Annotated in this window: 22 protein-coding genes and 4 pseudogenes; 18 read left to right on the top strand and 8 right to left on the bottom strand. The window is 71.9% G+C overall.

The features are described 5' to 3' along the window. The first annotated feature begins 176 nt into the window (after window positions 1-176). The 3 genes and pseudogenes from ABZX75_RS25970 (at window position 177) to ABZX75_RS25980 (ending at window position 2,350) form a co-directional block, all read left to right on the top strand. On the top strand, window positions 177-1,532 hold the full coding sequence (locus ABZX75_RS25970; protein WP_355414533.1) for a hypothetical protein: 1,356 nt from the start codon (window positions 177-179) through the stop codon (window positions 1,530-1,532). 243 nt (window positions 1,533-1,775) lie between these two features. Then, window positions 1,776-1,868: pseudogene (locus ABZX75_RS25975) on the top strand (IS5/IS1182 family transposase); the annotation flags it as partial. 350 nt (window positions 1,869-2,218) lie between these two features. Next, complete coding sequence (locus ABZX75_RS25980; protein WP_355414535.1) at window positions 2,219-2,350, top strand: hypothetical protein; 132 nt, start codon at window positions 2,219-2,221, stop codon at window positions 2,348-2,350. Between the two features lie 251 nt (window positions 2,351-2,601). On the opposite strand, the gene ABZX75_RS25985 is transcribed toward ABZX75_RS25980, so the two are convergent. Continuing rightward, window positions 2,602-3,180 (bottom strand): dihydrofolate reductase family protein, encoded by a 579-nt coding sequence (locus tag ABZX75_RS25985; RefSeq protein ID WP_355414537.1) that lies wholly within the window; start codon window positions 3,178-3,180, stop codon window positions 2,602-2,604. A 123-nt stretch (window positions 3,181-3,303) separates the two neighbouring features. Between ABZX75_RS25985 and ABZX75_RS25990 the strand changes: the two are divergent. The 6 genes and pseudogenes from ABZX75_RS25990 to ABZX75_RS26015 all read left to right on the top strand — a co-directional run. Then, window positions 3,304-3,403 (top strand): annotated as a pseudogene (locus ABZX75_RS25990) (GntR family transcriptional regulator); the annotation flags it as partial. A 104-nt stretch (window positions 3,404-3,507) separates the two neighbouring features. Beyond that, a complete protein-coding gene (locus ABZX75_RS25995; RefSeq protein WP_355414539.1) occupies window positions 3,508-4,662 on the top strand; it encodes an FAD-binding oxidoreductase in 1,155 nt (384 codons plus the stop codon). A gap of 120 nt (window positions 4,663-4,782) precedes the next feature. Then, on the top strand, window positions 4,783-5,100 hold the full coding sequence (locus ABZX75_RS26000) for a (2Fe-2S)-binding protein (RefSeq protein ID WP_355414541.1): 318 nt from the start codon (window positions 4,783-4,785) through the stop codon (window positions 5,098-5,100). Continuing rightward, window positions 5,078-6,532, top strand: coding sequence for an FAD-dependent oxidoreductase (locus tag ABZX75_RS26005; RefSeq protein ID WP_355414543.1), 1,455 nt, complete (start codon window positions 5,078-5,080; stop codon window positions 6,530-6,532). Before ABZX75_RS26000 ends, ABZX75_RS26005 begins: the two co-directional genes overlap by 23 nt. Window positions 6,533-6,539: 7 nt before the next feature. Further along, window positions 6,540-6,755 (top strand): annotated as a pseudogene (locus tag ABZX75_RS26010) (peptidase M6); the annotation flags it as partial. 680 nt (window positions 6,756-7,435) lie between these two features. Then, complete coding sequence (locus tag ABZX75_RS26015; RefSeq protein ID WP_355414545.1) at window positions 7,436-8,959, top strand: potassium/proton antiporter; 1,524 nt, start codon at window positions 7,436-7,438, stop codon at window positions 8,957-8,959. An 86-nt stretch (window positions 8,960-9,045) separates the two neighbouring features. On the opposite strand, the gene ABZX75_RS26020 is transcribed toward ABZX75_RS26015, so the two are convergent. Next, window positions 9,046-10,290, bottom strand: a complete 1,245-nt coding sequence (locus tag ABZX75_RS26020) for a cation:proton antiporter (RefSeq protein WP_355414547.1) — start codon at window positions 10,288-10,290, stop codon at window positions 9,046-9,048. Window positions 10,291-10,295: 5 nt separating this feature from the next. Then, on the bottom strand, window positions 10,296-10,781 hold the full coding sequence (locus ABZX75_RS26025; RefSeq protein ID WP_355414549.1) for a TrkA C-terminal domain-containing protein: 486 nt from the start codon (window positions 10,779-10,781) through the stop codon (window positions 10,296-10,298). 260 nt (window positions 10,782-11,041) lie between these two features. Here ABZX75_RS26025 and ABZX75_RS26030 point away from each other — a divergent pair, with 260 nt between their 5' ends. Both ABZX75_RS26030 and ABZX75_RS26035 read left to right on the top strand, forming a co-directional pair. Then, the gene (locus tag ABZX75_RS26030; protein ID WP_355414551.1) at window positions 11,042-12,013 is read left to right on the top strand and encodes a sensor histidine kinase; all 972 of its coding nucleotides are present in this window, start codon (window positions 11,042-11,044) and stop codon (window positions 12,011-12,013) included. Further along, window positions 12,010-12,663 carry a response regulator transcription factor gene (locus ABZX75_RS26035; protein ID WP_355414553.1) on the top strand — a complete coding sequence of 218 codons (654 nt, stop codon included), beginning with the start codon at window positions 12,010-12,012 and terminating at the stop codon, window positions 12,661-12,663. Before ABZX75_RS26030 ends, ABZX75_RS26035 begins: the two co-directional genes overlap by 4 nt. A 275-nt stretch (window positions 12,664-12,938) precedes the next feature. On the opposite strand, the gene ABZX75_RS26040 is transcribed toward ABZX75_RS26035, so the two are convergent. After that, complete coding sequence (locus ABZX75_RS26040; RefSeq protein WP_355414555.1) at window positions 12,939-13,904, bottom strand: pirin family protein; 966 nt, start codon at window positions 13,902-13,904, stop codon at window positions 12,939-12,941. Window positions 13,905-14,239: 335 nt separating this feature from the next. On the opposite strand from ABZX75_RS26040, the gene ABZX75_RS26045 reads away from it, so the two are divergent. The 6 genes from ABZX75_RS26045 to ABZX75_RS26070 all read left to right on the top strand — a co-directional run bounded on the left by ABZX75_RS26045 (window position 14,240) and on the right by ABZX75_RS26070 (window position 18,738). After that, complete coding sequence (locus tag ABZX75_RS26045) at window positions 14,240-15,433, top strand: methyltransferase (protein WP_355414596.1); 1,194 nt, start codon at window positions 14,240-14,242, stop codon at window positions 15,431-15,433. A gap of 28 nt (window positions 15,434-15,461) precedes the next feature. Then, the gene (locus ABZX75_RS26050; protein WP_355414557.1) at window positions 15,462-16,226 is read left to right on the top strand and encodes a MerR family transcriptional regulator; all 765 of its coding nucleotides are present in this window, start codon (window positions 15,462-15,464) and stop codon (window positions 16,224-16,226) included. 224 nt (window positions 16,227-16,450) lie between these two features. Continuing rightward, entirely contained in the window at window positions 16,451-17,008 is a 558-nt protein-coding gene (locus ABZX75_RS26055; protein ID WP_355414598.1) for a DUF6230 family protein, read from the top strand. Continuing rightward, the gene (locus ABZX75_RS26060; RefSeq protein WP_355414559.1) at window positions 16,999-17,529 is read left to right on the top strand and encodes a DUF6114 domain-containing protein; all 531 of its coding nucleotides are present in this window, start codon (window positions 16,999-17,001) and stop codon (window positions 17,527-17,529) included. Before ABZX75_RS26055 ends, ABZX75_RS26060 begins: the two co-directional genes overlap by 10 nt. Window positions 17,530-17,628: 99 nt before the next feature. After that, complete coding sequence (locus ABZX75_RS26065; RefSeq protein ID WP_355414561.1) at window positions 17,629-18,279, top strand: hypothetical protein; 651 nt, start codon at window positions 17,629-17,631, stop codon at window positions 18,277-18,279. 156 nt (window positions 18,280-18,435) lie between these two features. Beyond that, window positions 18,436-18,738: a DUF2087 domain-containing protein gene (locus ABZX75_RS26070; protein WP_355414564.1), complete on the top strand. Its 303-nt coding sequence runs from the start codon at window positions 18,436-18,438 to the stop codon at window positions 18,736-18,738. On the opposite strand, the gene ABZX75_RS26075 is transcribed toward ABZX75_RS26070, so the two are convergent. Then, on the bottom strand, window positions 18,711-19,484 hold the full coding sequence (locus ABZX75_RS26075; RefSeq protein ID WP_355414566.1) for a metallophosphoesterase: 774 nt from the start codon (window positions 19,482-19,484) through the stop codon (window positions 18,711-18,713). The genes ABZX75_RS26070 and ABZX75_RS26075 overlap by 28 nt on opposite strands. A gap of 287 nt (window positions 19,485-19,771) precedes the next feature. Here ABZX75_RS26075 and ABZX75_RS26080 point away from each other — a divergent pair. Next, window positions 19,772-21,165: pseudogene (locus ABZX75_RS26080) on the top strand (alpha/beta family hydrolase). On the opposite strand, the gene ABZX75_RS26085 reads toward ABZX75_RS26080, so the two are convergent. From ABZX75_RS26085 to ABZX75_RS26095, 3 genes are all read right to left on the bottom strand, one after another. Further along, window positions 21,162-22,604 (bottom strand): NAD(P)/FAD-dependent oxidoreductase, encoded by a 1,443-nt coding sequence (locus ABZX75_RS26085; protein ID WP_355414568.1) that lies wholly within the window; start codon window positions 22,602-22,604, stop codon window positions 21,162-21,164. The pseudogene ABZX75_RS26080 and the gene ABZX75_RS26085 overlap by 4 nt on opposite strands. 40 nt (window positions 22,605-22,644) lie before the next feature. Then, entirely contained in the window at window positions 22,645-23,037 is a 393-nt protein-coding gene (locus ABZX75_RS26090) for a thioredoxin family protein (protein ID WP_355414570.1), read from the bottom strand. A gap of 82 nt (window positions 23,038-23,119) precedes the next feature. Next, window positions 23,120-24,559: an aldehyde dehydrogenase family protein gene (locus tag ABZX75_RS26095; protein ID WP_355414572.1), complete on the bottom strand. Its 1,440-nt coding sequence runs from the start codon at window positions 24,557-24,559 to the stop codon at window positions 23,120-23,122. Between the last annotated feature and the right edge of the window lie 51 nt (window positions 24,560-24,610).

Consider the following 24,610-nt stretch of genomic DNA (forward strand, 5'->3'; position numbering starts at 1 on the left):
CCGCTCCCGATATGGACCCGAGCACGGCCGAGGCGTCCGGAGCCGAAGTCTTCAGCAGTTCCACGGACCGTACGGTCCGCACTGTGGTGCCGCCCGCCCAGAGCCGGGCTGCGACCGCCGCCGAGAGCCAGGACCTTTCGGTCAGACTGCACAGTTGGGGCACGACGGCGCACGGGATGCTTGTCCATTCCACCTTCAGCGGCGCTGAAGGCCCGCTCGACGTCACCATTTCCTGGGGCGACGGCACCACGGATACGGTCACTGCCGACGCTGCCGAGCCACTGGTAAGCAAGCACGCGTACGCCGAGGTCGGTGAGTACACGATCACCGTTACCGTGACCGACGCGGCGACGAATACGCAGGCCGTCAACAAGGTGACCGTGAAGACGCGGGGCTCGGACTTCACCCCGCACACCCCCATGCGTCTTCTGGACACCCGCGACGGCACGGGCCAGGAAAAGGGCAAGGTCCCGGCGTACGGCTCGACCAGCGTCAAGATCACTGGCAACGGCACCATTCCTGACGGAGTCACCGCTGTGGCCCTCAACCTCACCGTCACCAACACCACCGGCAGTGGTCACATCATCGCCTGGGGCACTGGTCGTCCGAGGCCCGAGACGTCCAGCATCAACTACGCCCCCGGCGAGACCGTGCCGAACCTGGTCATCATGCCGGTCGGCCGAGACGGGCGCGTCAACCTGGACAACGTCGGCTGGGAGTCCGTCGACCTCATCGCAGACGTGACGGGATACTTCACCGCAGCCGCGTCCAGCGGCTTCACCTCGCTCTCGCCGACCCGGTTCGTCGACACCCGCGAGGGTCGGGGCACTGCCAAGGGCCAGGTCACCGGGCAGGGCTCCTTCGGCGTGCAGATCGCAGGGATGGGCGGCGTTCCCAAGGGCGCCACCGCCGTCTCGCTCAACGTGACGGTCACCAACCCACGCGAAGCCGGCCACCTGACCGTCTACCCCAGCGGGCAGGCAGCCCCGACGGCGTCCAACCTGAACTTCACCACGGGCCAGACGGTCGCCAACTCGGTCATCGTGCCCGTTGGACCCGACGGCCGGATCATCGTCCGCAACGGCGCCTGGCAGCCCACCGACATCGTCGTCGACGTCAACGGCTACTACACGCCCGACAGCAATGCCGCCTATGTGTGGAACCACCCGACGCCGACCCGGATGGTCGACACCCGTCAGGACGGCAGCCCGCTCGCGGCCCGTGACTACCTCCGCCTGCAGGCGATCCCCAACGTCGAGGCGTACGTCCTGAACACCACGGTCACCAACACAACAGGCGCCGGCTTCCTGTCAGTGGCCCCGGACCCGAACACGCGCGAGCAGTACGAGAACGGCACCGCGACCCCGCCGGCGCGTCCGGTCTCCTCCAATCTGAACTGGACGGCGGGCAAAACGGCCGCGAACCTCGTCCAGGCCAGCCCCGCCGACAGCGGCATGGTCGCCTTCTGGAACCAGGGCTGGGAGGAAGTCGACCTGATCATCGACTACTTCGGCTACTACGGCACCGACTGATCCACCAGACGACCCACCACGCGGCGGGGTGGTGCCCACATCAGGCACCCCCCCGCCGGCATCACGAAAGTCGAGCCCAGCAGGCCTGCTGGTGTTGAACCGGGACGCGAGGGTCGGGCTTGACGGGCGGGCCCTGCACCGGCTCACGGAGGATCTTTCACGCCTGGGGCGTCTCCGGCGCCCTGAACCCGTCCGGGGTGCGCGTCCGCAGCGTCCCCGTACCCGCCACGGTGACACGGATCTCGATCGTCGTCGCAGCGACTGGGCCGCCACCGCTGGACCATCGAACGCACCAGGGTCTGGCTCGCCGCCTGCTGCCGCCTCCACCGCCGCTACGGGTGGCGGCGCCCTGCTCGACGCCGGCGTCTATCCCGTTGCACTGGCCCACTCCCTGCTCGGCTCACCGGAGCACATCCAGGCGCAGGCGCATCTGACGCCGGAAGGCGTGGACGAGCACACCAGCGTTCTCCTCGGCTACCGCAGCGGGGCCACGGCGCTGCTGACCTGCTCGTTCGCCGCGACTGAGCCAGGCCGCCGTCATCTACGGCACACGTGGACGCATCGACATCCCGGCGAACCTCTTCAACCCCGGCGGGATCGTCCTCCACCGCGCCGGAGCCGAACCGCAGCACTTCCCCGCCCCGCCGGTCGCCGGACACGGCTACGGCCGGGAAGCCGCCGAGGTGATGCGCTGCCTGCGGTCGGGCGAGACCGAGTCGCCGCTGGTCCCCCTGGACGGCACGCTCGACGTCATCCGCACTCTTGACGTCGTACGCCGGCGGATCGGGGTGCGGTACCCGCGCGACGACCTCGGGTGATGCCCTGGACCCTGCATTGCGTCTACATGGCGATCACGTCCCTGGACCCCACCGGGAAGGGCCAAGTCCGCTGGACCATGCGCTGGAGAACCGCCCTGAACGCCTTCGACGGACGCCTCTCGGCAGCCCCTCCCCCGCACCCTGGGATGGATGTGACTCTGTGCCCCCATCCGCCGGCGATGCACGTCCAGAACCCGAGCACACGTACCCGCAGGCGCGGCTGCTTGACGGGGTGGGGTGCATGGATGGACTCAGACATGCAGGGTGGGCCGGTAGATGAGCTCTTGAATGTGGCCGTCGAGCGTCCGGCACTCGATCAGCTCGAGGTCGAAGTCGGCCGCACCCTGGAAGATCGGCTCCAGCCCGGTCTGACCGGTGATCACAGGGAAGAGCGTCACCTGGACGCGGTCGACCAGACCGGCGGCCATCAGCGCCCGGTTCATCGACAGGCTGCCGTGCGAGCGCAGCGGTACCTCGGACTCCTCCTTGAGCCGAGCGATGACGTCGACGGCGTCGCCGCTCACGACGTTCGCATCCGGCCAGTCGAGGGGTCCTTCCAGTGTGGTCGAAACCACCGTTGCCGGCAGGCTCCTCATCCGTGTGACCCATGGGTCACGCACCTCGGACTCCTCGGTGCTCGAGGCCAGCATCCGCGCGAACGCCCGATACGTGTTGGCCCCGAAGACCATCCGCTGCTCCTCGCCGTACAGGGCGAGGCGGTGGTCGAGGAGCTCGGGTCCTTGCTTGCCCCAGTAGCCGCTCCAGCGGCCGCTGGCGGCGCCGAAGCCGTCAAGGCTGGAAAAGACGTCGAATGTGTAGGTAGCGGACATGATGCTCTCCTCTAGTGCGGTTGATCGCGTGTGTAGATACAGACTGGAAACCATGGCGAAACTCATCGCCCTCGGACTCCTGGAGTCCGGCCACCCCGGATGCGGTCCTAGGGGCTGAACCACCGCGAGGCGATGCTGGACCTCGCCCGCGAGGGACTGGTGGAGCCTGTGCGCAACAAGGGCTTCCGGATCACTGAGGTAGCGGAACCTGGACCAGTACACCCCAGGAGCCCGTTATGCCACCTGTGTCCCGGCGGCCCCCTCCGGGACCCTTGGCGACCGTTCGGACCTCTTGGCAACCAAAGTGCAATGTGAAATATTACTGCCGTGCCCAGAAGACCCACTTCGGACGTCATCGTCATCGGCGCAGGCGTGATCGGCGCGGCCTGCGGATACTACGCGGCGCTCGCCGGTCTCACCGTCACCGTGATCGACCGCGGCCCCGTCGCCGGCGACACCACGGGAGCGGGCGAGGGGAACCTCCTCCTCTCCGACAAGGAACCCGGCCCCGAACTCGAACTCGCCCTCCTCTCCGCCAGCCTGTGGCGGCGGCTCGCCCGGCAACTCCCGCCGGAGATCGAGTACGAGCCCAAGGGCGGCCTCGTCGTCGCCTCCGACGAGACCCGGATGCGCGCCCTGCGCGTCTTCGCCGCCGGACAGCGCGAGGCCGGTGTCACCGCGCGAGAGATCCCGGCCGACCGGCTGCGCGACCTCGAACCCCACCTCGCCCCGGGCCTGGGCGGCGGCTTCCACTACCCCGAGGACGCCCAGGTCATGCCCGCGCTCGCCGCCGCCCACCTGCTGCGCGCGTGCGGTGACCGGGTACGGCTCCGGCTCGGCGAGGAGGTCGTCGCCGTGCCCACCGGGGCGCACGGCGAAGTCCTCGGCGTACGGACCGCCCGCGGCGAGGAGATCCACGCCCCGTACGTGGTGAACGCCGCCGGAACCCGGGGCGGCGAGATCGCCCGGTGCGCCGGGGTGGACCTACCCGTACTGCCCCGGCGGGGCTTCGTCCTGGTCACCGAACCGCTGCCGCGCGTGGTGCGCCACAAGGTGTACGCCGCCGATTACGTCGCGGACGTCGCCAGCGGTTCCGCGGCCCTCCAGACCTCGGCCGTGGTCGAGGGCACCCCCGCCGGGCCCGTCCTCATCGGCGCCAGCCGGGAACGCGTCGGCTTCGACCGTACGCTCTCCACCGAGGTGCTGCGGCGGCTCGCGGCCGGGGCCACGGCCCTGTTCCCGGTACTGTCCACGGTGCGGGCGATGCGGACCTACGCGGGCTTCCGCCCGTACCTGCCCGACCACCTGCCCGCCATCGGGCCGGACCCGCGCGTACCCGGTCTGCTGCACGCATGCGGGCACGAGGGCGCCGGCATCGGCCTCGCCCCGGCGACCGGCATGGTCGTCGCCCGCTGCCTCACCGGCGAGGAACTGCCCCTGGACATCCGCCCGTTCAGACCGGAGCGCTTCGCCCCGGCCTGACCCGTCACCTGATCCGGCGCCGGCTCTGCACGCTGATGTCGCGCCGCCCCGCTTCCCCGACACCGCGCGGCCCGGCCGCCCGGCCGGTCCTTCCGCCCCCCTTCACGAGAGGAGGCCCCCGTGGCCCACACCCCCGCCGATCTGGTCGGGGCACGGCCGGGACCCCCGTTCGAGATCACCTTCGACGGACGCCCCGTACCCGCACTGTCCGGCCAGTCCGTGGCCGCCGCCCTCTGGAGCGCGGGCATCCTCGCCTGGCGCACGACCCGGCGCCGGGGCCGCCCGCGCGGTGTGTTCTGCGGCATCGGCCAGTGCCACGACTGCCTCGCCACCATCAACGGGCGGCCCAACCGCCGCGCCTGCCTGGTCCCCGCCCGGCCCGGGGACACGATCACCACCCAGGAAGGGGACGGCCATGACCGCCGCCTCGGCGAGTGAACCGTACGACCTCGCGGTCGTCGGCGCGGGCAGCGCCGGCCTCGCCGGTGCCGTCGCCGCCGCCGAACTGGGCCTGACCGTCGCGCTGCTGGACTCGTCGCCGCAGACCGGCGGACAGTTCTACCGGCACCCCGAACCGCCGATGGGCGCCGTACGGCCCGAGGCCCTGCACCACGACTGGTCCGCTTTCCGCGACCTCGGCCGGCGGCTGGTGGACCGCGGCGTGCGCCATCTTGCCGGACACCACGTCTGGGCGGTGACGAAGGAGGCCGAGGACTCCTGGACGGTGCACGCCGTCACCGGCGCCGACGGCACCGAGGAACCCACCCGCGTACGTGCCCGGGCCGTCCTGCTCGCGACCGGCGCGTACGAGCGGCACCTGCCCTTCCCGGGCTGGACCCTGCCCGGAGTCGTGGGAGCCGGCGGAGCGCAGGCCATGCTCAAGTCCGGCCTGGTGCTCCCCGGCCGACGGATCGTCGTGGCGGGCAGCGGCCCGCTGCTGCTCGCCGTCGCCTCGTCGCTCGCCGCGGCGGGGGCGCGGGTACCGGCCGTGGTGGAGGCGTCGGCGTACCTGGCCTACGCCCGGCACCCCCGCGTGCTCGCGGCGAACCCCCGCAAGGCGGCCGAGGCCCTGATGTACGGCGCGGCGCTGGCGCGGCACCGGGTCCGCCCGCACACGCGCAGCGCGGTCATCGAGGCGCACGGCACCGACCGGGTGGAGGCCGTTACCGTCGCGCGGCTCGACCACGACTGGACACCCGTACCGGGCACGGAGCGCCGTATCGCGTGTGACGCCCTGGCCGTCGGACACGGGCTGGCTCCGCAGATCGAGCTGGCCACGGCCCTCGGCTGCGCCACCCGCACCACCCCCGACCGCACCCTCGCCCTCGTCCTGGACGGCCTCCAGGAGACCTCCGTCCGCGGCCTGTGGGCGGCGGGCGAGGCCGGCGGGGTGGGGGGCGCGGAACTGGCCCGCACCGAGGGCGAGCTGGCAGGCATCGCCGCCGCGGCCCGGCTGCGGAAGGTGAGGACCCCCGAGGGCCGGGTCCGGGCGCTCCAGCGCCGCCGGAACCGCCTGCGGGCCTTCGCCGACGTCATGGCCGCTGCGCACGCGCCCGGGCGGCGATGGACCCGTTGGCTGACCGACGACACCGACGTGTGCCGCTGCGAGGAAGTCACCGCGGGCAGCGTCCGTCACGCCGTAACCGACCTCGGTGCGCGTGACGGGCGGACCGCCAAGCTGCTCACTCGGGCCGGCATGGGCTGGTGCCAGGGGCGCATGTGCGGGACGGCCGTGGCCTGCCTCGCGGCCCGCGACGGCGTCCCGGAACCCCCCGCCGAGCGCCGCCCGTTCGCCACCCCGGTCCCGCTGTCGGCGCTCGCCGCGCTGGACCGGCCCGACGGCGGGCCCCAGGACGAGCCCGACGCCTGAGCCGGCCGGAGTGAGCGCCGACGCAAACCGCGTCAAGTGGGCCGTGACCTTCGGCCAGGACATGTGGCGCTGGGGCCACAAGGTCGTGGCGCACGAGACCGGACACACCTTCGGCCTCCCCGACCCCTACTCCTTCAACACCCCGACCCACGGGTTCGTCGGCGGCTGGGACGTCATGGGCAACATCGCGGGCCACGCCCCGCAGTTCCTGGGCTGGCACTCCTGAAGATGTCCTGAGACCCGATCCGTACCGTGGGTGCCGCCGCATCGGGTGCGGCGGCGGCACTCCCCCACTCCGCCGATCGGCAGGTACGCGCCGCCGAACGCCCACAGCCGCGCCCTCGCCCTCGCCCTCGGGGTACAGCCCGACACGGGATCGGGCTGTGGCTGATGATGAGCCGATCTACCGACGAAGCGCGCGGCCAAAGATGGGTGTCGACCCCGATGCACGGGGCCGGTAGGGCGGGTGATGGTGAGGGGGAAGAGCACTCATGATGCCTCTTCCGGCGCTGGATCGTAGCGGCGCGCCGGGCTGGGGCAGCCTGTGTGTTCGTGGCCTCGGCACGAACGGAGTCCGCGCCGATGACTACTTTCCCGTGCCCCTTCGCCCATGAAGGGCAGCCCGTCTTGGCCCGCCGTGGCCTTGGCATCCGCGTTTCGCCCGGAGTCTGGGCAAGGGCCGCCCCCGGCGGCCCCGGGAGTACCGGCGGGGCCCTGCCTGGCTGGCCCTGGCTCTCGCGATTGCCGCGGTGATCAGCGGTGCCGCCGTGCCCCACGGGCTGCTGCTCGCGGCCGGGCTGGTCCTCGCATCTGTCTCGGTGAGCCTCTTCGAGACCACCGGCCGACGACGGAACAGGCCGCGGCAGCCGTAAGTCATCGGGGCCGGCGAAGGGAGGAGCGGCCGTGACGCTGCAGCAGCTGTATCTGGCCTTGCTGGTCGGCGGCAGCGTCCTCATGGCCAGCATCGCCGCCGCCCGCGCCGCCCACCGGATCGGGCTGCCCAGCCTGCTGTTCTTCCTTGCGGTCGGAGTCCTCGCCGGTGAGGACGTCATCGGCATCGAGTTCGACGACGCGCAGCTCGCACAGTCCCTGGGCACCGCCGGCCTGGCAGTCATTCTCGTCGAAGGCGGATTGACCACCCAGTGGGCCGATGTGCGGCGCCTGCTGGCACCGGCCGGAGTCCTGGCCACCGGCGGCGTCGCCATCTCGGTCGCCGTCACCGGCGCCGGAGCGCACTTCCTCCTCGGCATGGACTGGCACTTGGCCCTCCTGCTCGGCGCGATCGTCTCCTCCACCGACGCCGCCGCCGTCTTCGCCGTCCTGCGCTCTCTGCCGCTGCCTCAGAAGGTCACCGGGCTGCTGGAAGCGGAATCCGGGTTCAACGACGCCCCGACCATCATCCTGGTGCTGGTGTTCTCCACCGCGGCCGCCGATCTGCCCGAGCCCGCGTACATCGCCGGGAACGTGATCTACCAGCTGGCTGTCGGCGGTGTGCTGGGCTTGCTGATCGGCCGGATCGGGGTTGCCGCTCTGCGCCACATCGCCCTGCCCGCCACCGGCCTTTACCCGCTGGCCACCGTCGGCTTCGGCATCATCGCCTTCGCCGCGGGCGGCGCCGCGAACGCCAGTGGCATCATCGCCGCCTACCTGGCCGGCCTGGTCCTGGGCAACTCAAGCCTCCCGCACCGGGCCGCGACCCGCTCGTTTGCCGAGGGCACCGGATGGCTCGCCCAGATCGGCCTGTTCGTCATGCTCGGCCTGCTCGTCGACCCCAGCGAACTCCCCTCCGCCGTCCTGCCCGCCCTCGCCGTCGGCCTCGTACTCCTGCTCGTCGCCCGGCCGGTGTCGGTCGCCGCCTGCCTGGCCTTCTTCCGGACCCCGTGGCGGGATCAGGCGTTCATCTCCTGGGCCGGTCTGCGCGGGGCCGTGCCCATCGTGCTCGCGACCTTCCCCATCGTCGCGGCCGTCGACGGTGCCCCGCGCCTGCTCAACATCGTCTTCGTCCTCGTGGTGGTCTTCACCCTGATCCAGGGGCCCACCCTGCCGACGGTGGCTCGCAAACTGGGGGTGACCCGCCCCGGTGCGCTGCGCGAGATCCAGGTCGAAGCCGCGCCCCTGGACATCCTGGACGCCGACCTCCTCACCGTCGCCATCCCGCCCGGGTCACGGCTCCACGGCGTCACCGTCGCCGAGCTCCGTCTACCGCCACCCACGGTGATCACCCTCATCGTCCGCGAGGCCATCACCCTCGTTCCCCACCCGGAGACTGTCCTGCAAACCGGTGATGAGCTGCTCCTGGTCACCACACCTGGCATCAGGGAAGCGGCAGAACAGCGCCTGCGCGCGATCGGGCGGCGGGGCAAACTGGCCCGGTGGCTCGGCGAGCACGGACGCCTCGAACCACCGCCCCCGAGCGGCGGGCGCTGAGTGGTCAACGCCTGCGGCGGCGGCAGCGGCAGCGGCGAGCAGCAGCGCGGTCTCCGTGCCGGTGAGCGCCGCCCAGTCGTCCTCGCTCACGCGCGGCCGGCCGGGTCCTGGTCCGGTACGGTCTCCGGCGCCTTCGCCAGGGAGGGCGTCGCGGCAAGGCGCGACCCGTCAGGGCTGCGGCGCTGGCGGATCCAGGCGGCCACGGGTTCGGTGTAGCGCGCGGTCAGAGGCCCGATCACCACCAGGATGAGGACGTACGCGGTGGCCAGCGGCCCCAGCGCCGGCTCGATGCCGGCGGTGACGGCGAGACCGGCGATGACGATGGAGAACTCGCCGCGGGCGACCAGGGTGCCGCCGGCGCGCCAGCGTCCCTTGACCCCGACGCCGGCCCTCTTCGCGGCCCAGTAACCGGTGGCGATCTTCGTGCACGCGGTGACGACAGCCAGCGCGAGTGCCGGAAGCAGCACGGGAGGGATGCTGGCCGGGTCGGTGTGCAGGCCGAAGAAGACGAAGAACACCGCGGCGAACAGGTCCCGCAGCGGGCTCAGCAGCGTGTGGGTGCCCTCGGCGACTTCGCCGGACAAGGCGATGCCGACCAGGAACGCGCCGACGGCGGCGGAGACCTGGAGCTGCTGCGCGATGCCTGCCACCAGCAGGGTCAGGCCGAGGACCACGAGAAGGAGCTTCTCGGGATCATCGCTGGAGACGAAGCGGGAGATCAGCCGTCCGTAGCGGACGGCGACGAACAGCACGGCTCCCGCGACGGCGAGGGCGATCGCCAGGGTGGCGCTGCCGGCAGCCAGGCTCACCCCGGCCAGCAGGGCGGTGATGATGGGCAGGTAGACGGCCATGGCGAGGTCTTCGAGGACCAGGATGCTGAGGATGACCGGGGTCTCGCGGTTGCCGAGGCGGCCCAGGTCGCCCATCACCTTGGCGATGACGCCGGAGGAGGAAATCCAGGTCACTCCGGCCAGCACGACTGCGGCGACCGGGCCCCAGCCCATCAGCAGCGCGGCCAGCGCGCCGGGAACGGCGTTCAGGGTGAAGTCGACCAGACCCGCGGGGTACTGGGTCTTGAGGTTGGAGACGAGGTCGCTGGCGGTGTACTCCAGCCCGAGCATCAGCAGCAGGAGGATGACGCCGATCTCGGCGCCGATCGCGACGAACTCCTCACTGGCGGGCAGGGGAAGCAGTCCGCCCTCACCGAAGGCGAGGCCAGCCAGTAGGTACAGGGGTATGGGCGAGAACTTGAGCCTGCCCGCGACCCGGCCCAGCAGGCCAAGGCCGAGGATGATCGCCCCGAACTCGATCAGGAACACTGCGGAGTGCACAGGCTTCACTCCCGTCCCAGTATCGCGGCGGCAGCGTCGACGCCCTCGCGGGTACCGATCACGATGAGGGTGTCCCCGCCGGCGAGGCGGAAGTCCGGCGCGGGGGACGGCCGGGCCTCCGCCCGGCGCAGGACCGCGACCACCGACACACCCGTCTCGGTGCGCATCCGGGTCTCGCCCAGCACCCTGCCGTTCCAGTACGAGTGCGCGGACAGTTCGATCCGCTCAGCCACTAGACCCAGATCCGTGGTGTGGAGCAGGTTCGGGCTGTGGTGCGCGGGCATCAGCGCGTCGATCAGCGACGCCGTCTCCGCCCCCGTCAGGTGCAGCGACTGCGCGCACGCGTCCGGATCGTCCGCCCGGTAGACGTTCACGGTCCGGGTTCCGTCCCGGTGGGCGATCACCGACAGGTGCCGGTGTTCGCGTGTCGTGAGGTCGTACTGGACCCCGATGCCGGGCAGCGGTGTCGTACGTATCCGTGGAGCAGGCACAGCCCCTCCCCCTCTGTTCGGTCTTTGCGATGGTGGTGCGAAGCGCGGCGGGATCGGGCAGGTGATCCGGCGCGACGAGGGCTCATGTTGCCAGGTGCGAACGGGCGGGGATATGGGTGTCGTCACGGATGGACAAGCGGTGCCGCAACCCACCAGGCTGAGGCGGGGCAGTAGGCCAGCCGCAGGTCAGGCCGCGGATGACGGCGGGACGCGAGGCGGCGACAGTGAAGGTGGGAGCCCACCGAGAAAGGCGCGGGACCATGTCGCTGTACTGGCGGATCTTCCTCCTCAACGCCGCCGTCCTCGTCGCGGCCGTCCTGCTGCTTCTCGGCCCCGTCACCGTCTCCACCCCCGTGCTGCTCGGCGAGGCCCTGGTCCTGATCGCCGGGCTGGCGGCGATGCTGATCGCCAACGCCGTCCTGCTACGGATCGGCCTCGCCCCGCTCCAGCGCCTGACCCGGGCCATGGCCACAGCAGACCTCCTTCGGCCCGGCCACCGCACCACGGTCACCGGCACCGGCGAGATCGCCGAACTGACGAAGACGTTCAACGCGATGCTCGGCCGTCTCGAGGCCGAACGGGCCGCCAGTTCCGGCCGGGTCCTGTCCGCACAGGAAGCCGAACGCCAGCGCATCGCCCAGGAACTCCACGACGAGGTCGGCCAGACCCTCACCGCCGTACTCCTCCAGCTCAAACACGCAGCCGACCACGCTCCCGCCCGCGTTCGCGAGGACCTCCACCAGGCCCAGGAGACCACCCGCGCCGGCCTGGACGAGATCCGCCGCATCGCCCGCCGCCTGCGCCCCGGAGTACTGGAGGAACTCGGCCTGCACAGCGCCCTGCGCGCCCTGGCCGCCGAGTTCACCACCTCCCGCCTGAGCGTGACCACCCACATCACCCCCGGCCTGCCGCATCTGGACCCGGCAGCGGAACTCGTCCTCTACCGCATCGCCCAGGAGGCGCTGACCAACACCGCCCGCCACTCCGGCGCCTACGCGGTCGAACTCCACCTGCGGCCGCTGCCCGGCGGGGGTGTGGGCCTACTGGCCCGCGACAACGGCCAGGGACTCCGATCCGCGCCTGAAGGAGCCGGCATGCGCGGCATGCGCGAACGCGCGCTGCTCATCGGCGCGGAGCTCCATATCGGCGCCGGCCCCCACGGCGGCACCCAAGTACGTCTGAACGTCACAGACCACACCGCTGAAGACCACCCCGGGGAGATCGCCCGATGACCGCACCGGCCCGCATCCTGCTCGCCGACGACCACGCCCTGGTCCGCCGCGGCGTACGCCTCATCCTCGACGCCGAACCGGACCTGACCGTCGTCGCCGAGGCAGCCGACGGAGCCGAAGCCGTCGCCCAAACCCGGGACCAGGACATCGACCTGGCCATCCTCGACATCGCCATGCCCCGCCAGACCGGTCTCCAAGCCGCCCGCGAACTCGCCCGCATCCGCCCCAACCTGCGCACCTTGATGCTGACGATGTACGACAACGAGCAGTACTTCTTCGAAGCGCTCAGAGCCGGCGCCTCCGGATACGTCCTGAAGTCCGTCGCCGACCGCGACCTCGTCGAAGCCTGCCGCGCCGCCCTACGTGACGAACCCTTCATCTACCCCGGCGCCGAGACCACCCTCATCCGCACCTACCTCGACCGCGCCCGCAGAGGCGACCCCCTGCCCGCCCGCCCCATCACCGAACGCGAGGAGGAGATCCTCAAACTGGTCGCCGAGGGCCATACCTCCAAAGAGATCGGCGACCTCCTGGTCATCAGCGCCAAGACCGTCGAGCGCCACCGTGCGAACCTGCTCCAGAAACTCGGTCTGCGCGACCGCCTCGAACTCACCCGCTACGCCATCCGCGTCGGCCTCATCGAACCATAAGCAGCCAACTGCCGCCCGTCGCCCTGTAACGGGAGTTGGTCGAAGCGGAAGCCATCTCGGCCCAGACCCGCCGGCACGTCAAGGGTCCAGCCCCCGGCTCTCAGCAAAGGGTCAGCATGCGTCCGACTAGACCTGACCACAGCCTGCTGCACACGAGACACAGCCTCAAGACCAAGAAGTGCTTCCGGCGGCCGTTTCACGCACATCGGATCTTCGGAAGCGGAAGGAAAGCGCCTCCACCTACCCAGCCTCCCGCATCAGGAGGTAAGCACAGTTCAGCGCACTCTTCCCCTGGGCTTCAGGCGAGTTGAGGGAAGTTCCGGGGCAGGAATCGGAGCGCCGTCATAGCCCTTTACCTCGCCGAAGCGGGTGCCGTTCGTCCAGTCCTCGCGGGCCCGTGCGATATCCTCTTGGGACCGGCCGATCCAGTTCCAGAACATCACGATCTCCTCCTCGAACGGCTCGCCCCCCAGGAGCATCAGGTCCGCGTCCGAGCTTGCGCGCAAAGGGAGTTCGGTGCGGCCGCAGCCGAGGTAGAGCATCGAGCCCGGGAGGACCGGGACGCCGTCGACGTGGGCCTCGCCCGACATCGACAGGACCCCGTACTCGAAGTCCGGGTCGAGCGGGAGCCGGGTCTCCGTGCCCGCCGTGAGGGAGAGGTCCGCGCCGACGATCGGGGTGTACGCCGTACCGGGCGAGGTCGCCGTGTCCAGGGTGCCCAGGATCACCGTCGCCGTCAGGCCCGGGGCGCTCACGTGCGGAAGCTCGGCATGGTGCTGGAAGTGCGGTTCCACCTCGCGGTGGGCGTCCGGGAGGGCCACCCACAGCTGGGCGCCGTGGAGGAAGCGGGCGTGCGGGCGCGGGCTCTCCTCGGAGTGGCTGATGCCGCGGCCGGAGGTCATCAGGCCCAGCTCGCGCGGGCGTACCGTCGCCAGGCTGCCCAGGCTGTCGCGGTGCAGCACCTCGCCGTCGTGGAGCCAGCTCACGGTCTGGAGCCCGGAGTGCGGATGCGGCGCGACCTGCATGCCCGTCTCGTCGGCGATGTCGTCCGGGCCGTAGTGGTCCACGAAGCACCAGGCGCCCACCATGCGGCGGCCCAGGTTCGGCAGGAGGCGGCGGACTTCGGTGGACTCCCCGAGCATGACCTTGCGCGGGCTGAGGAGCTCGCGTACCGGTTCGGCGACGACGAAACCGCGGCCGCCGCAGGTGGAGAGGGCGGGCTGGCGATCGAGATTGCTCATACGGACAACCTAGCCCCGCCGCGGCGGCTCAGGTCAGTGGAATCTTCCCCGGCTCGACCGCGTTGGAGGCACCGGACCCACCGACGGGACCGCGGAAGGACCCGGCGGACGCGCCGACGACGTGCTTCGGGCACGGGACGGCAGCCCGGCGCTGGGCGCGGGCCCGGCGCTTCTTCGACGTGACACCTGGAGCGGTACGGGCGGCGGAAGAGGCCCCCCGTACCTGCGGACGGCCGCGGCGAGGGCCGGGGAGTTCCCCGGGTAGCGGGCGGCTCGGCCCCGCCCATGCGGGGCCGGGCCGCAGCCTCGGTTAGCCTGGGGCCACGATGAACCGTCTGACCACGCCTTTCGGCTCCTACGAGCTCACCCGCTTCCCCGAGGACCCGCGCGACCGGCTCCGCGCCTGGGACGCCGCCGACGAGTACCTGCTGCGCCACCTCGACTCCGGTACCGGGGAGCGCGGGCCGGTGGACCTGGCCGGCGCCGGCCAGATCACCGTGCTCGGAGACCGCTGGGGGACGCTGACGACCGCGCTCGCGGCGTACCACCCGACGCAGATCACCGACTCCTCGCTGACCCGCTCCGCCACCGCGGCGAACTTGGACCGCAACGGGATCGGCACCTCCAAGGCGACGGTGACGCTGCTGACCACGCAGGATCCGCCGCCCGAGCGGATCGACGTACTGCTGGTGCGCGTACCCAAGAGCCTGGCCCTGCTGGAGGACCAGCTGCACCGGCTGGCCCCGCACGTGCACGCGGGCACGGTCGTCATCGGTACGGGGATGGTCAAGGAGATCCACACCTCCACGCTGCGGCTCTTCGAGCGGATCCTGGGCCCGACCAAGACCTCGCTCGCCGAGAAGAAGGCGCGGCTGATCTTCTGCACGCCCGGCACTCCCGGGGCCACGCGCCCCACGACTCCGGGTCCCTGGCCGGTCACGTACACCGTGGACGAGGAGGCGGGCTCGGCTTCCGGGCTGACCGTCGTCAACCACGCCGGGATCTTCTGCGCCGACCGGCTCGATGTCGGCACCCGCTTCTTCCTGCAGAACCTGCCGACCAACACCGACGGCGCCCGGGTCGTGGACCTGGGCTGCGGCAACGGCGTCGTCGGCACGGCGGTCGCGGTCGCCGATCCGGACGCCGAGGTCGTGTTCACCGACGAGTCCTACCAGGCGATCGCCTCGGCGCAGGCCACGTACCGGGCGAACGTCCGCGAAGGCCGGCGGACCGCCGAGTTCCTCGTCGGGGACGGGGTGGCCATGCTCTCCCCCGGGTCCGTGGACCTGGTGCTGAGCAATCCGCCGTTCCACTCCCACCAGGCGACGACGGACGCGACGGCGCTGCGGATGTTCGCGCAGTCGCGCAAGGTGCTGCGGCCCGGCGGCGAGCTGTGGATCGTCGCCAACCGGCACATGGGTTACCACACGCACCTGCGCCGGCTCTTCGGCAACAGCGAAGTCGTGGCGAGCGAGCCGAAGTTCGTGGTCCTGCGCGCGATCAAGCAGGATCGTCCGCGGCCTATGTGACCTGCCAGTACGTCCTACACTCGGCCGCGTGAGCAGCCAGGCGCGGCATGACGGCCGAGTAGACGGCGGGGGCGGGCGCTACCGCCGGGAGGACGCGGCCCGGGCGGCCGGCGTCAAGGTGCGCAATCTGCGCTACTACCAGGAGCGCGGGCTGCTGCCGCCCCCGCGCCGGGAGGGCCGGATCGCCTGGTACTCCGACGACCACCTGACCCGGCTGCGGCTGATCAGCGATCTGCTGGGGCGCGGCTACACCGTCAACGGCATCGCCGAGTTGCTGCACGCGTGGGAAGAGGGTGGTGGCCTGTCCCAACTCCTGGGCTTCGAACGGGAAATGACCAGGGACTGGGTCCAGGAGGAGTCGGTCACGATGACCCGCGCCGAGCTGCGGGAGCTGTTCGGCCCGACGGCGACGGCCGAGGACACCCGGCGGACGGTGGAGCTGGGGTACGTGACGGTCGACGGCGACCGGGTGACGCACCCGAGCCGACGGCTGCTGGAGGCGACGCTGACGCTGGTGCGCCAGGGCGTGCCGCTCGCGGACATCCTGGACGCGGGGGACTTCGTACAGACACAGGCGGCGGCTCTCGCGGACCGGTTCGTCGGGCTGTTCCGGCGGCATGTGATCGGCGAGGAGGGGCTGGAGCGGCTTTCGGCCACGCAGTTGGAGCACATCTCCGAGGCCGTGGCGGCCCTGCGACCGGTGGCCGGTGAGGTCGTGGCCACGGAGTTCGCGCGGGCGATGGCGCGGCGCGTGGAGGCCGAGGTCGCCGAACTGCTGCGTACGGAGCAGTAGGAGTCGGCCTAAAAGGTGCGCTCGCACAACCTTGCCAACCGTCATTGGCACTCTTACATTCAACTCGTCGGTAACAACATCGGTGCACAGCCGAAATAAGGGACGATCTCATGGCAGATTCCCCGCACTTATCCGACCCCTCCGGACCGCCCGACCCCCCCGATCGATCCGGCGCGTCCGGGCGATCCGGAGGCGGCCACGTCCGCTGGCGTCGGTTCGCCCTCCTGACCGTCCCCGCCGTCGCCGTCACGGCGGGCCTCGGCATCGCCCTCGCGCAGGGCGCGCTCGCCGCCTCCTTCGCGGTGTCGGGACAGCAGTTCAAGGTGTCGGCGAAGAGCCTGCAGGGCGAGGGCTTCGCGCAGTACGGCAGTGTCGACGTCAACGCCCGCGACGAGCTCATCCCGGTGGCGGTCACCGCCATCAGGGAGGCCAAGCTGCACAGCCTGTGCCAGTCCGTGGTCACCACGCTCCCGGTGATCGGCGACATCTCGCTCAATCTCACGGCGGGCAAGAAGAGCCCGGTCGAGGCGAGCAACCTGTTCGTCGACGCGACCCAGCTCTCCGGCGACGCCGCCTTCACCAACATCGAGATCGGTCGGGACGCCTCCACCCTCGACAAGGGCCCGGCCGACGCGCAGGGCATGCAGGACCTCTTCGCCCAGCAGGCGGACACCGTCAGCATCACCGATCTCCAGCAGACGGCGTGGGCGACGAACGCCGGCACATTCAAGCTTTCCGGCCTGAGCATGAACATCAGCAAGGGCAAGAAGGAATGCTTCTGAACCGCCGCAGTCCCGAACCTCGCGGGCCCGAGCGCGAACCCGGGCCCGAGCGCGGACGCGAACCCGGACGCGGACGGTGGCGGTGGCGGCGCTGGCGGCGCAGCAGACCGTTCTGGGGAGGGCTCTTCGCCATCCTCGCCGGGGCGGAGATCTGCGTCCTTCCGCTGGCACCGCTGAAGGTCATGCTCCAGCAGGGAGTGGCGGGGATCCCGTCCGTCCTGATGGGGATCATCATGATCGTGCTCGGGCTCACCGCCTGGTTCTCGCCGCCCCAGCGCAGCCTCGCCGGCGTCCTCACCACTCTGATCGCGACCGGCGCACTGGTCCTGTCGAACCTGGGCGGCTTCCTCATCGGCACCCTGCTCGGCATCGTCGGCGGCGGCCTGATGTTCGCCTGGCAGCCGTCCGCCGGCCTGCGCGCCGGCGGCACGAAGTCCGCCCAGCCCGTCAGGCCCGTCGAGCCCGTCGAGCCCCCAGTGACGACCGAGCCCGCCGCGGAGAGTGGTACCTCCCCGCGGTAGCCGGGTACTCCCCGCCCCCACCCCTCACCCGCACCCCTACCACCGCGCCCTCACCCCCGCTCCCACCACCTCGCACCACGATCCCCAAGGAGCACCACCATGATCCGTACACGTACCGCGCTCGCCCTCGGGCTGGCCGCCGCCGGGGCCCTCTCGCTGGCCTCGGTCACCGCCACCGCCGCCCCCTTACCGGTGGCCGGGTCGACCACCGTCACCCCGGCCGGGCACACCTTCAAGGCCACCCTCAGCGGGAAGGCCACCCTCAAAGCCGGATCGGTGACGGTGACCTGCACGGTCTCCGTCGCCACCGGTACGGTGCCGGCCGCCCCCGGCAACCACAACGCGGCCGGGCCGGTCTCGTCGCCGATCTCGCCGCCCACGTACAGCTCCTGCACGTCCAGCACGCCGGGGGTGACCCCCACGGTCACCACCAGCGGTGCCTGGACGGTGTCGATGCAGAACGGCGCCCCGAGCACGGCGACCCTGACCGTCCCCGTGGGCGGGCTCGTGGTCAAGACGACCGGTCTCGCCACCTGTACGGTCACCACCGCGCCCACTGCCCCGGCCGGGGTGGGCGGCAGCTGGACCAACGGCGCTCCGTCCCGGCTGACCTTCACCAACGCCTCGGTACCGGTCAAGGTCGTCGGCGGGTTCGGCTGCCCGACGAGTGCGACGAGCTCGGTCTTCAACGCCGTCTACACGGTTTCCGACGCCACCGACCCGACGCAGCAGATCACCGTCGCTCCCTGATCTCGGTGAGACGTCCCGCCGCCCCCCACTCCTCCCGTGACCAGGGGCGGCGGCCGCCGGCGCCCGAGCGCGGAGCGCAGCCGGGAGCTTCACAGTCCCGGCGGTGGCGGTTAATTCCGTTGCCCGAGGGGAGGGGGCTGAGTGAAGCTCCCTCCCATGTCACAGAGCACTGTGCAACCCCAGACCGCACCCCGTACGCAACGCGACGTCTCCGACCTCTTCTCCGGCGGCCGCCTCACCGCGATCCCCCGCAAGGCCGCCCGGCGCGAACAGTTGCTCGTCCACCTCACCGAAACCCTGTTCGCGGTGGACCGGGACTACACGGAGCCCGAGGTGAACGACGCACTGCTCACGGTGCACGAGGACTGCTCCGCCCTGCGGCGCTACCTGATCATCTCGGGCCTGCTGACGCGGACCCGTGACGGCAGTCGCTACCGGCGGGCCACGACCACCCGGTAGTGCGTCGTCAGCCGTCCGTCGTCGCCGAGTACGTGGAAGGCGACGGCCGGCGGTTCGTCGAGGTGGACGTGCTCGTCGGCCCCCGACCGCGCCTCCCACGGCAGCCGGAGCGTGGAGACCACACCGGGCGCCACGAGCAGCGGGCGCCCCGCGAAGGTGGTCGCCGCCGCCGTGTGGGCGTGCCCGCACAGGAAGGCCGTCAGGTGCGGGTGCCGGCCGGCGAGCTCCGCGAGCCGCTCCTCTCCGAACTGCCTGATGTCATCGACGTACGGCGTGTGCAGGGGTACCGGCGGGTGGTGGAAGCCGACCAGGACCGGGGTCTCCCGAGGGGTGCCGGCGAGCAGGTCCTCCAGCCAGGCGAGTGTGGACTCCCCGAGGAAGCCGTGGTGCTCGCCGGGTACGGACGAGTCGCACACCGCGAGCACGAAGCCGTCACCGCGCAGCACCTGGTCGACCGGCTCGGCGGAGGCGACCGCCGAAGGCCCTTCGTCCAGCAGGACCTGGCGGAAGGCGACGCGCTCGTCGTGGTTGCCTGGGCAGACGACCAGCGGGTGCCGCGAGCGCAGCACCTTGCGGGCCTCCTCGTACTCGGCGGCGCTGCCGTGATCGGCTATGTCCCCGCTCACCAGTACGGCGTCCAGGTCGTACGGCAGGGCGTCCAGGTACTCCATGACGGCGCGGGTACGGTCGGCGGCACGGCGGTCGCCGTCGAGATGGACATCGCTGAGTTGGGCGATCACGATCACGGGCGGTGGCTCCTTCGTCGCTGATCCGGTGCGGGACAGCAGTCCCGCGAGGGGAGACGGCAGCGGTGGTCCACCGCGGCTCCCCCACCGGAGACGGCATGTGCACCACATTCAACACGCCCCCTCCGCTCACCACGGCGTCCCCGGAACAGCGGGGATCGGCGGGGATCGGCGGGTGCCGGTCGGTAAGCCAGCGGATCCGACTTGCGGAGCGGCCGCAAGTGGAGTTGCGTCTAAGTAGGCATGGAACAGGGTCCTGTTCTCCCCTTGTGGGGTGGTGAAGCACAGTGCTGTTCACCGATCGCACGGACGCGGGCCGACGTCTCGCCGCGGCGCTGGGGCACGTCGCCCAGGAGGAACCCGTCGTCCTCGGCCTGCCGCGGGGCGGAGTCCCCGTGGCCTTCGAAGTCGCTCGGGCGCTCGGCGCCCCCCTCGATGTGATCGTCGTCCGCAAGCTCGGCGTCCCGTACCACCGGGAGCTCGGATTCGGCGCCATCGGCGAGGGCGGGGTGCGCATCATCAGCGACCACATCGTCCGCCAGAGCCGCGCCAAACAGGCAGAGCTCGCCTCGGTCGAGCATGCCGAGGAAGCCGAACTCGCCCGCCAGGCACGCCGGTTCCGCGCCGATCGTCCCCGGACGCCCATGGAAGACCGCACGGCGATCGTGGTGGACGACGGGATCGCGACGGGCGCGACCGCCGCGGCCGCGTGCGAGGTCGTACGGGCGCAAGGCGCGGCCCGGGTGGTGCTCGCCGCTCCCGTCGCGTCACCTGACGCCGTCAGCTGGCTTCGTACCGTGGCCGACGAAGTGGTCTGCCTGTCCACGCCGCGTGCGTTTCGCGCCGTCGGCGAGTGGTACGAGGACTTCTCGCAGACCTCGGACGAGGAGGTCGTCTCGCTGCTGGCCGAGGCCGCGGCCTCAGCCTCGCCGTCGGCTCCCGCTCCGGCTCCGGCTCCGGCTCCGGCTCCGGCTTCTCCAGAGGCTCCGGCAGCGGCATCGGCCGATCCGCCGTCCCGCCCGTCGGGCCCGCCCACTGCGGAATCCGTCGACGTACAGGCGGGCGGGCTGCGGCTGGCCGGAGAACTCACCCTCCCGGACGGCGCGGAGGCGATCGTGGTGTTCGCCCACGGCTCCGGCAGCAGCCGCCACAGCCCCCGCAATCGTGCGGTTGCGGCGGCCCTGCAGCAGGCCGGCCTGGGCACGCTCCTCTTCGACCTGCTCACCTCGTCCGAGGAGGCCGACCGCGCGAACGTCTTCGACATCGGAACCCTGGCCGGGAGGCTGGCCGACGCCACCCGCTGGCTGCGGAGCCGCGAGTCCGTCCCGATCGGTTACTTCGGGGCGAGCACCGGGGCCGCGGCGGCGCTGCGGGCCGCCGCTTCCGCCGACGCGGACGTCGGCGCCGTGGTCTCCCGCGGCGGCCGCCCCGATCTCGCGGGACCGGCGCTCGCCGACGTACGGGCGCCGACGCTCCTCATCGTGGGGGGCGACGACACGATGGTCCTCGACCTCAACCGGCGGGCCCAGTCCCTGCTGCGCTGCAGAACCGGCTGGAGGTGGTCCAGGGCGCCACCCACCTCTTCGAGGAACCGGGCGCGCTGGAGGAGGTCGCCGGCCTGGCCCGGTCCTGGTTCACCGAGCACCTGACGGCTCCGGCCGCCGGCAAGGGTGATACCTAGCCCGGTGACTGGCCCCGGTACGTCTCCAGCAGGCGCAGCCAGATTTCGCTGAGGGTGGGGAAGGCCGGGACCGCGTGCCACAGGCGCTTGACCGGGATCTCCGCCACGACGGCGACGGTGGCCGCGTGCAGCAGTTCGGCGGCACCCGGGCCGACGAAGGTGGCGCCCAGGAGGACCTCGCGGTCCAGGTCGACGATCATCCGGGCCCGGCCGCGGTAGCCGTCGGCGTACAGCCCGGCGCCGGAGACCTGGGACAGGTCGTAGTCGACGGCGCGCACCCGGTGACCGGCCTGTTCCGCCTCGGCCAGGGTGAGGCCGACGGCCGCGGCCTCGGGGTCGGTGAAGACCACCTGCGGGACGGCCTGGCTGTCGGCGGTCGCCGCGTGCGCGCCCCAGCGGCCGGTGTCCAGCGAGGGGGTGCCCGCCGCTCGGGCGGCGATGGCGTCGCCCGCGACGCGGGCCTGGTACTTGCCCTGGTGGGTGACGAGCGCGCGGTGGTTGACGTCTCCGACGGCGTACAGCCAGTCGTGGCCCGGAACCCGGCAGGTTTCGTCGACCTCGATCCACTCACCGGGGGTCGCGCCCACCGTGTCCAGCCCGATGTCCTCGGTCCGCGGCGAGCGCCCGGTCGCCATCAGGAGTTCGTCGCCCTCCAGGGTCTCGCCGCCCTCCAGCACCACGGTGACGGGTCCGGTCGAGCCGTCCCGTACCACCGCCTCGACGCTCACGCCCGTACGGATCACCGCGCCGGCCTCGCCCAGCGCCTCGGCGACCAGCTCGCCCGCGAAGGGCTCCATCCGCGGCAGCAGCCGGGAGCCGCGCACGAGCATCGTGACCTGCGAGCCGAGGGCCTGCCAGGCGGTGGCCATCTCGGAGGCCACCACGGAGCCGCCCACGATCAGCAGCCGGCCGGGCGCCTCCTGCGCGGAGGTGGCCTCGCGACTGGTCCAGGGGCGGGCTCCGACGATCCCGGGCAGGTCGGGGATCACGGCGCGGCTGCCGGTGGCGATGACCACCGCGTGCCGGGCGGCGAGGACGTGGTGCTCTCCCTCGGGACTGGTGACGGCGACCTTTCGGAGCCCGTACAGCCGGCCGTGGCCCCGGTACACATGGGCGCCGATCGAGTCCAGCCAGTCGATCTGCCCCTCGTCGTTCCAGTGTCCGGTCCAGTAGTCGCGGTGCGCGAACACCGCCGCCGTGTCCAGCGGCCCCTTGACGGCCGCCGCCAGGCCCGGCACCCGGCGTGCGTCGGCCCGGGCCAGCGCCGGGCGCAGCAGTGCCTTGCTCGGGACGCAGGCCCAGTACGAGCACTCCCCGCCGACGAGTTCGCTCTCCACCAGGGCTGTGCTCAGGCCGGCGGCGCGGGTCCGGTCGACGATGTTCTCGCCCGCCGGTCCCCCGCCGAGCACCACGACGTCGTACTGCACGGCTTCTGTCATGCGGACCAGTGTCACCGTCGGCCGGGGGCCCGTCACGCACTCATGCCTCCGGCGTGCCGGGCTCCTGCCCGCCCTTCTGCTCGGCGGCGATCTTCGCCCGCACCTCGTCCATGTCCAGCGCGCGGGCCTGCCCGATGAGGTCGGTCAGCGTCGCCTCGGGCAGTGCGCCGGGCTGGGCGAAGATGGCCACCTGGTCCCGGACGATCATCAGGGTCGGGATCGAGGTGATCTGGAAGGCACTGGCCAGTTCCTGCTGCGCCTCGGTGTCCACCTTGGCGAAGACCAGATCCGGATGGGCCTCAGACGCCTTCTCGTAGACCGGGGCGAACTGCAGGCAGGGCCGGCACCAGCCCGCCCAGAAATCGATCAGCACGAAGGGGTTCTCGGTAACCGTCCGGTCGAAATTGTCCTTGGTGAGCTCGACTGTAGCCACGGTGTCCAGACCTCCTGTTTGAGCCGTCTGCTCCTGGAACGAACGACTCACGCCCATGATTCCTGGACCATGATCCCCGGCCCTAGAAAGGATGTCCTGCCGGGACGGCGCGGGTCGTGGTCCAGCGCAGCTCCGTGAAGGCGTCCAGATTCGCTTCGCCGCCGAAGCGCGCGCCCGTGCCGGAGGCGCCGACCCCGCCGAACGGGGCCACGGCCTCGTCGTTCACCGTCTGGTCGTTGACGTGCACGATCCCGGTGGGGATCCGCTCGGCGAGTTCCAGCCCGCGCGCCGCGTCCCGCGTCACGATCCCGAGGGACAGGCCGTACGGGCCGGCCGCGGCAAGGGCCACCGCTTCCTCCTCCGTCGCGAAGGACCGTACGGGCGCCACCGGGCCGAAGACCTCCTCCGCGTAGGCGGGGGTGTCGTCGGCGACGCCCGCCAGCACGGTCGGCCGGTAGAAGAGCTCCCGGTGGGTGCCGCCGGCGACGAGCTTGGCCCCCTGCTGGGTGCTGGCCTCCACCAGGGCGTGGACCCGCTCCAGCTGGGCGCGGTCGATCAGCGGGCCCAGGTGCACCCGCTCGCGGTACGGGTCCCCCACCGCCAGCGCGTCGGCGCGTACGGCGAGCCGCTCGACGTACTCGTCGTAGAGCGAGGCGTGCACGAGGTGGCGCCCGGCGGTCATGCAGATCTGGCCCTGGTGGAAGAAGGAACCCCAGGAGGCCTGGGCGACGGCGGCCTCGATGTCTGCGTCGCGGAGTACGACGATCGCGGAGTTGCCGCCCAACTCCAGGTGCGCCCGGGTCAGATGGCGGCCCGCCAGCTCGCCGACGAGTCGGCCGCTCGCCGTGGATCCGGTGAAGGACACCACGCGCACCCGGGGGTCGGCGACCACGGCGGCGCCCGTTGCGGAGCCACCGGGCAGCACGTGCAGCAGCCCGCCGGGCAGACCTGCGGCGGCGAAGACCGCGGCGAGGGCGAGGCCGCCGCATACGGCGGTACGCGGGTCCGGCTTGAGCAGCACCGCGTTGCCGAGCGCCAGCGCCGGGGCGACCGACCGGATCGCGAGGATCAGCGGGGCGTTGAAGGGGGCCACTACCCCGACCACCCCGGCCGGCACCCGGCGGGTGAAGGACAGCCGGGGCGCCTCGCTCGGCAGGACCTGGCCGGTGGGGCGCGAGGCGAGCGCGGCGGCCTCGTAGCACTCCTGCGCGGCTACGTGCAGCTCGAAGTCTGCCTTGCCGGGTATCGAGCCGGACTCCCGTACGAGCCAGTCCCGCAGCTCGTCGGCGTGCGCGGCGAACAGATCCCCGGCACGGCGCAGTACGGCCGCCCGCTCCATGTGGGTGGCCCGCGCCCAGTCGTGCTGCGCGGCCCGCGCCCGTACCGCGGCCTCCGCGACGTCGGCGGGGGCGGCCAGGTCGAGGGTGGCGAGAGTGCGGCCGGTGGCGGGTTCGACGACCGGGGCGGCGCCGCCCGTGAGGGTGGGTCCGTCCTGCCAGAGCGTCGGGTCGAGGAGCGGCATGGCGCGGGGCCTCCGGGTGGGGGTGGGCGGGGCGGGGGGCGGCAGCACGCG

Origin of the sequence: Streptomyces sp. NPDC003038, from assembly GCF_040611115.1 — a bacterium.
Taxonomy (GTDB): Bacteria; Actinomycetota; Actinomycetes; order Streptomycetales; family Streptomycetaceae; genus Streptomyces.

Coding starts and splice junctions, on each gene's coding strand:
- ABZX75_RS26065 (WP_355414561.1), top strand. CDS start 17,629: ATGATCCGTACACGTACCGCGCTCGCCCTCGGGCTGGCCGCCGCCGGG.
- ABZX75_RS26030 (WP_355414551.1), top strand. CDS start 11,042: ATGTCGCTGTACTGGCGGATCTTCCTCCTCAACGCCGCCGTCCTCGTC.
- ABZX75_RS26035 (WP_355414553.1), top strand. CDS start 12,010: ATGACCGCACCGGCCCGCATCCTGCTCGCCGACGACCACGCCCTGGTC.
- ABZX75_RS26005 (WP_355414543.1), top strand. CDS start 5,078: ATGACCGCCGCCTCGGCGAGTGAACCGTACGACCTCGCGGTCGTCGGC.
- ABZX75_RS26060 (WP_355414559.1), top strand. CDS start 16,999: ATGCTTCTGAACCGCCGCAGTCCCGAACCTCGCGGGCCCGAGCGCGAA.
- ABZX75_RS26040 (WP_355414555.1), bottom strand. CDS start 13,904: ATGAGCAATCTCGATCGCCAGCCCGCCCTCTCCACCTGCGGCGGCCGC.
- ABZX75_RS25980 (WP_355414535.1), top strand. CDS start 2,219: ATGCGCTGCCTGCGGTCGGGCGAGACCGAGTCGCCGCTGGTCCCCCTG.
- ABZX75_RS25985 (WP_355414537.1), bottom strand. CDS start 3,180: ATGTCCGCTACCTACACATTCGACGTCTTTTCCAGCCTTGACGGCTTC.
- ABZX75_RS26095 (WP_355414572.1), bottom strand. CDS start 24,559: ATGCCGCTCCTCGACCCGACGCTCTGGCAGGACGGACCCACCCTCACG.
- ABZX75_RS26085 (WP_355414568.1), bottom strand. CDS start 22,604: ATGACAGAAGCCGTGCAGTACGACGTCGTGGTGCTCGGCGGGGGACCG.
- ABZX75_RS25970 (WP_355414533.1), top strand. CDS start 177: ATGCTTGTCCATTCCACCTTCAGCGGCGCTGAAGGCCCGCTCGACGTC.
- ABZX75_RS26070 (WP_355414564.1), top strand. CDS start 18,436: ATGTCACAGAGCACTGTGCAACCCCAGACCGCACCCCGTACGCAACGC.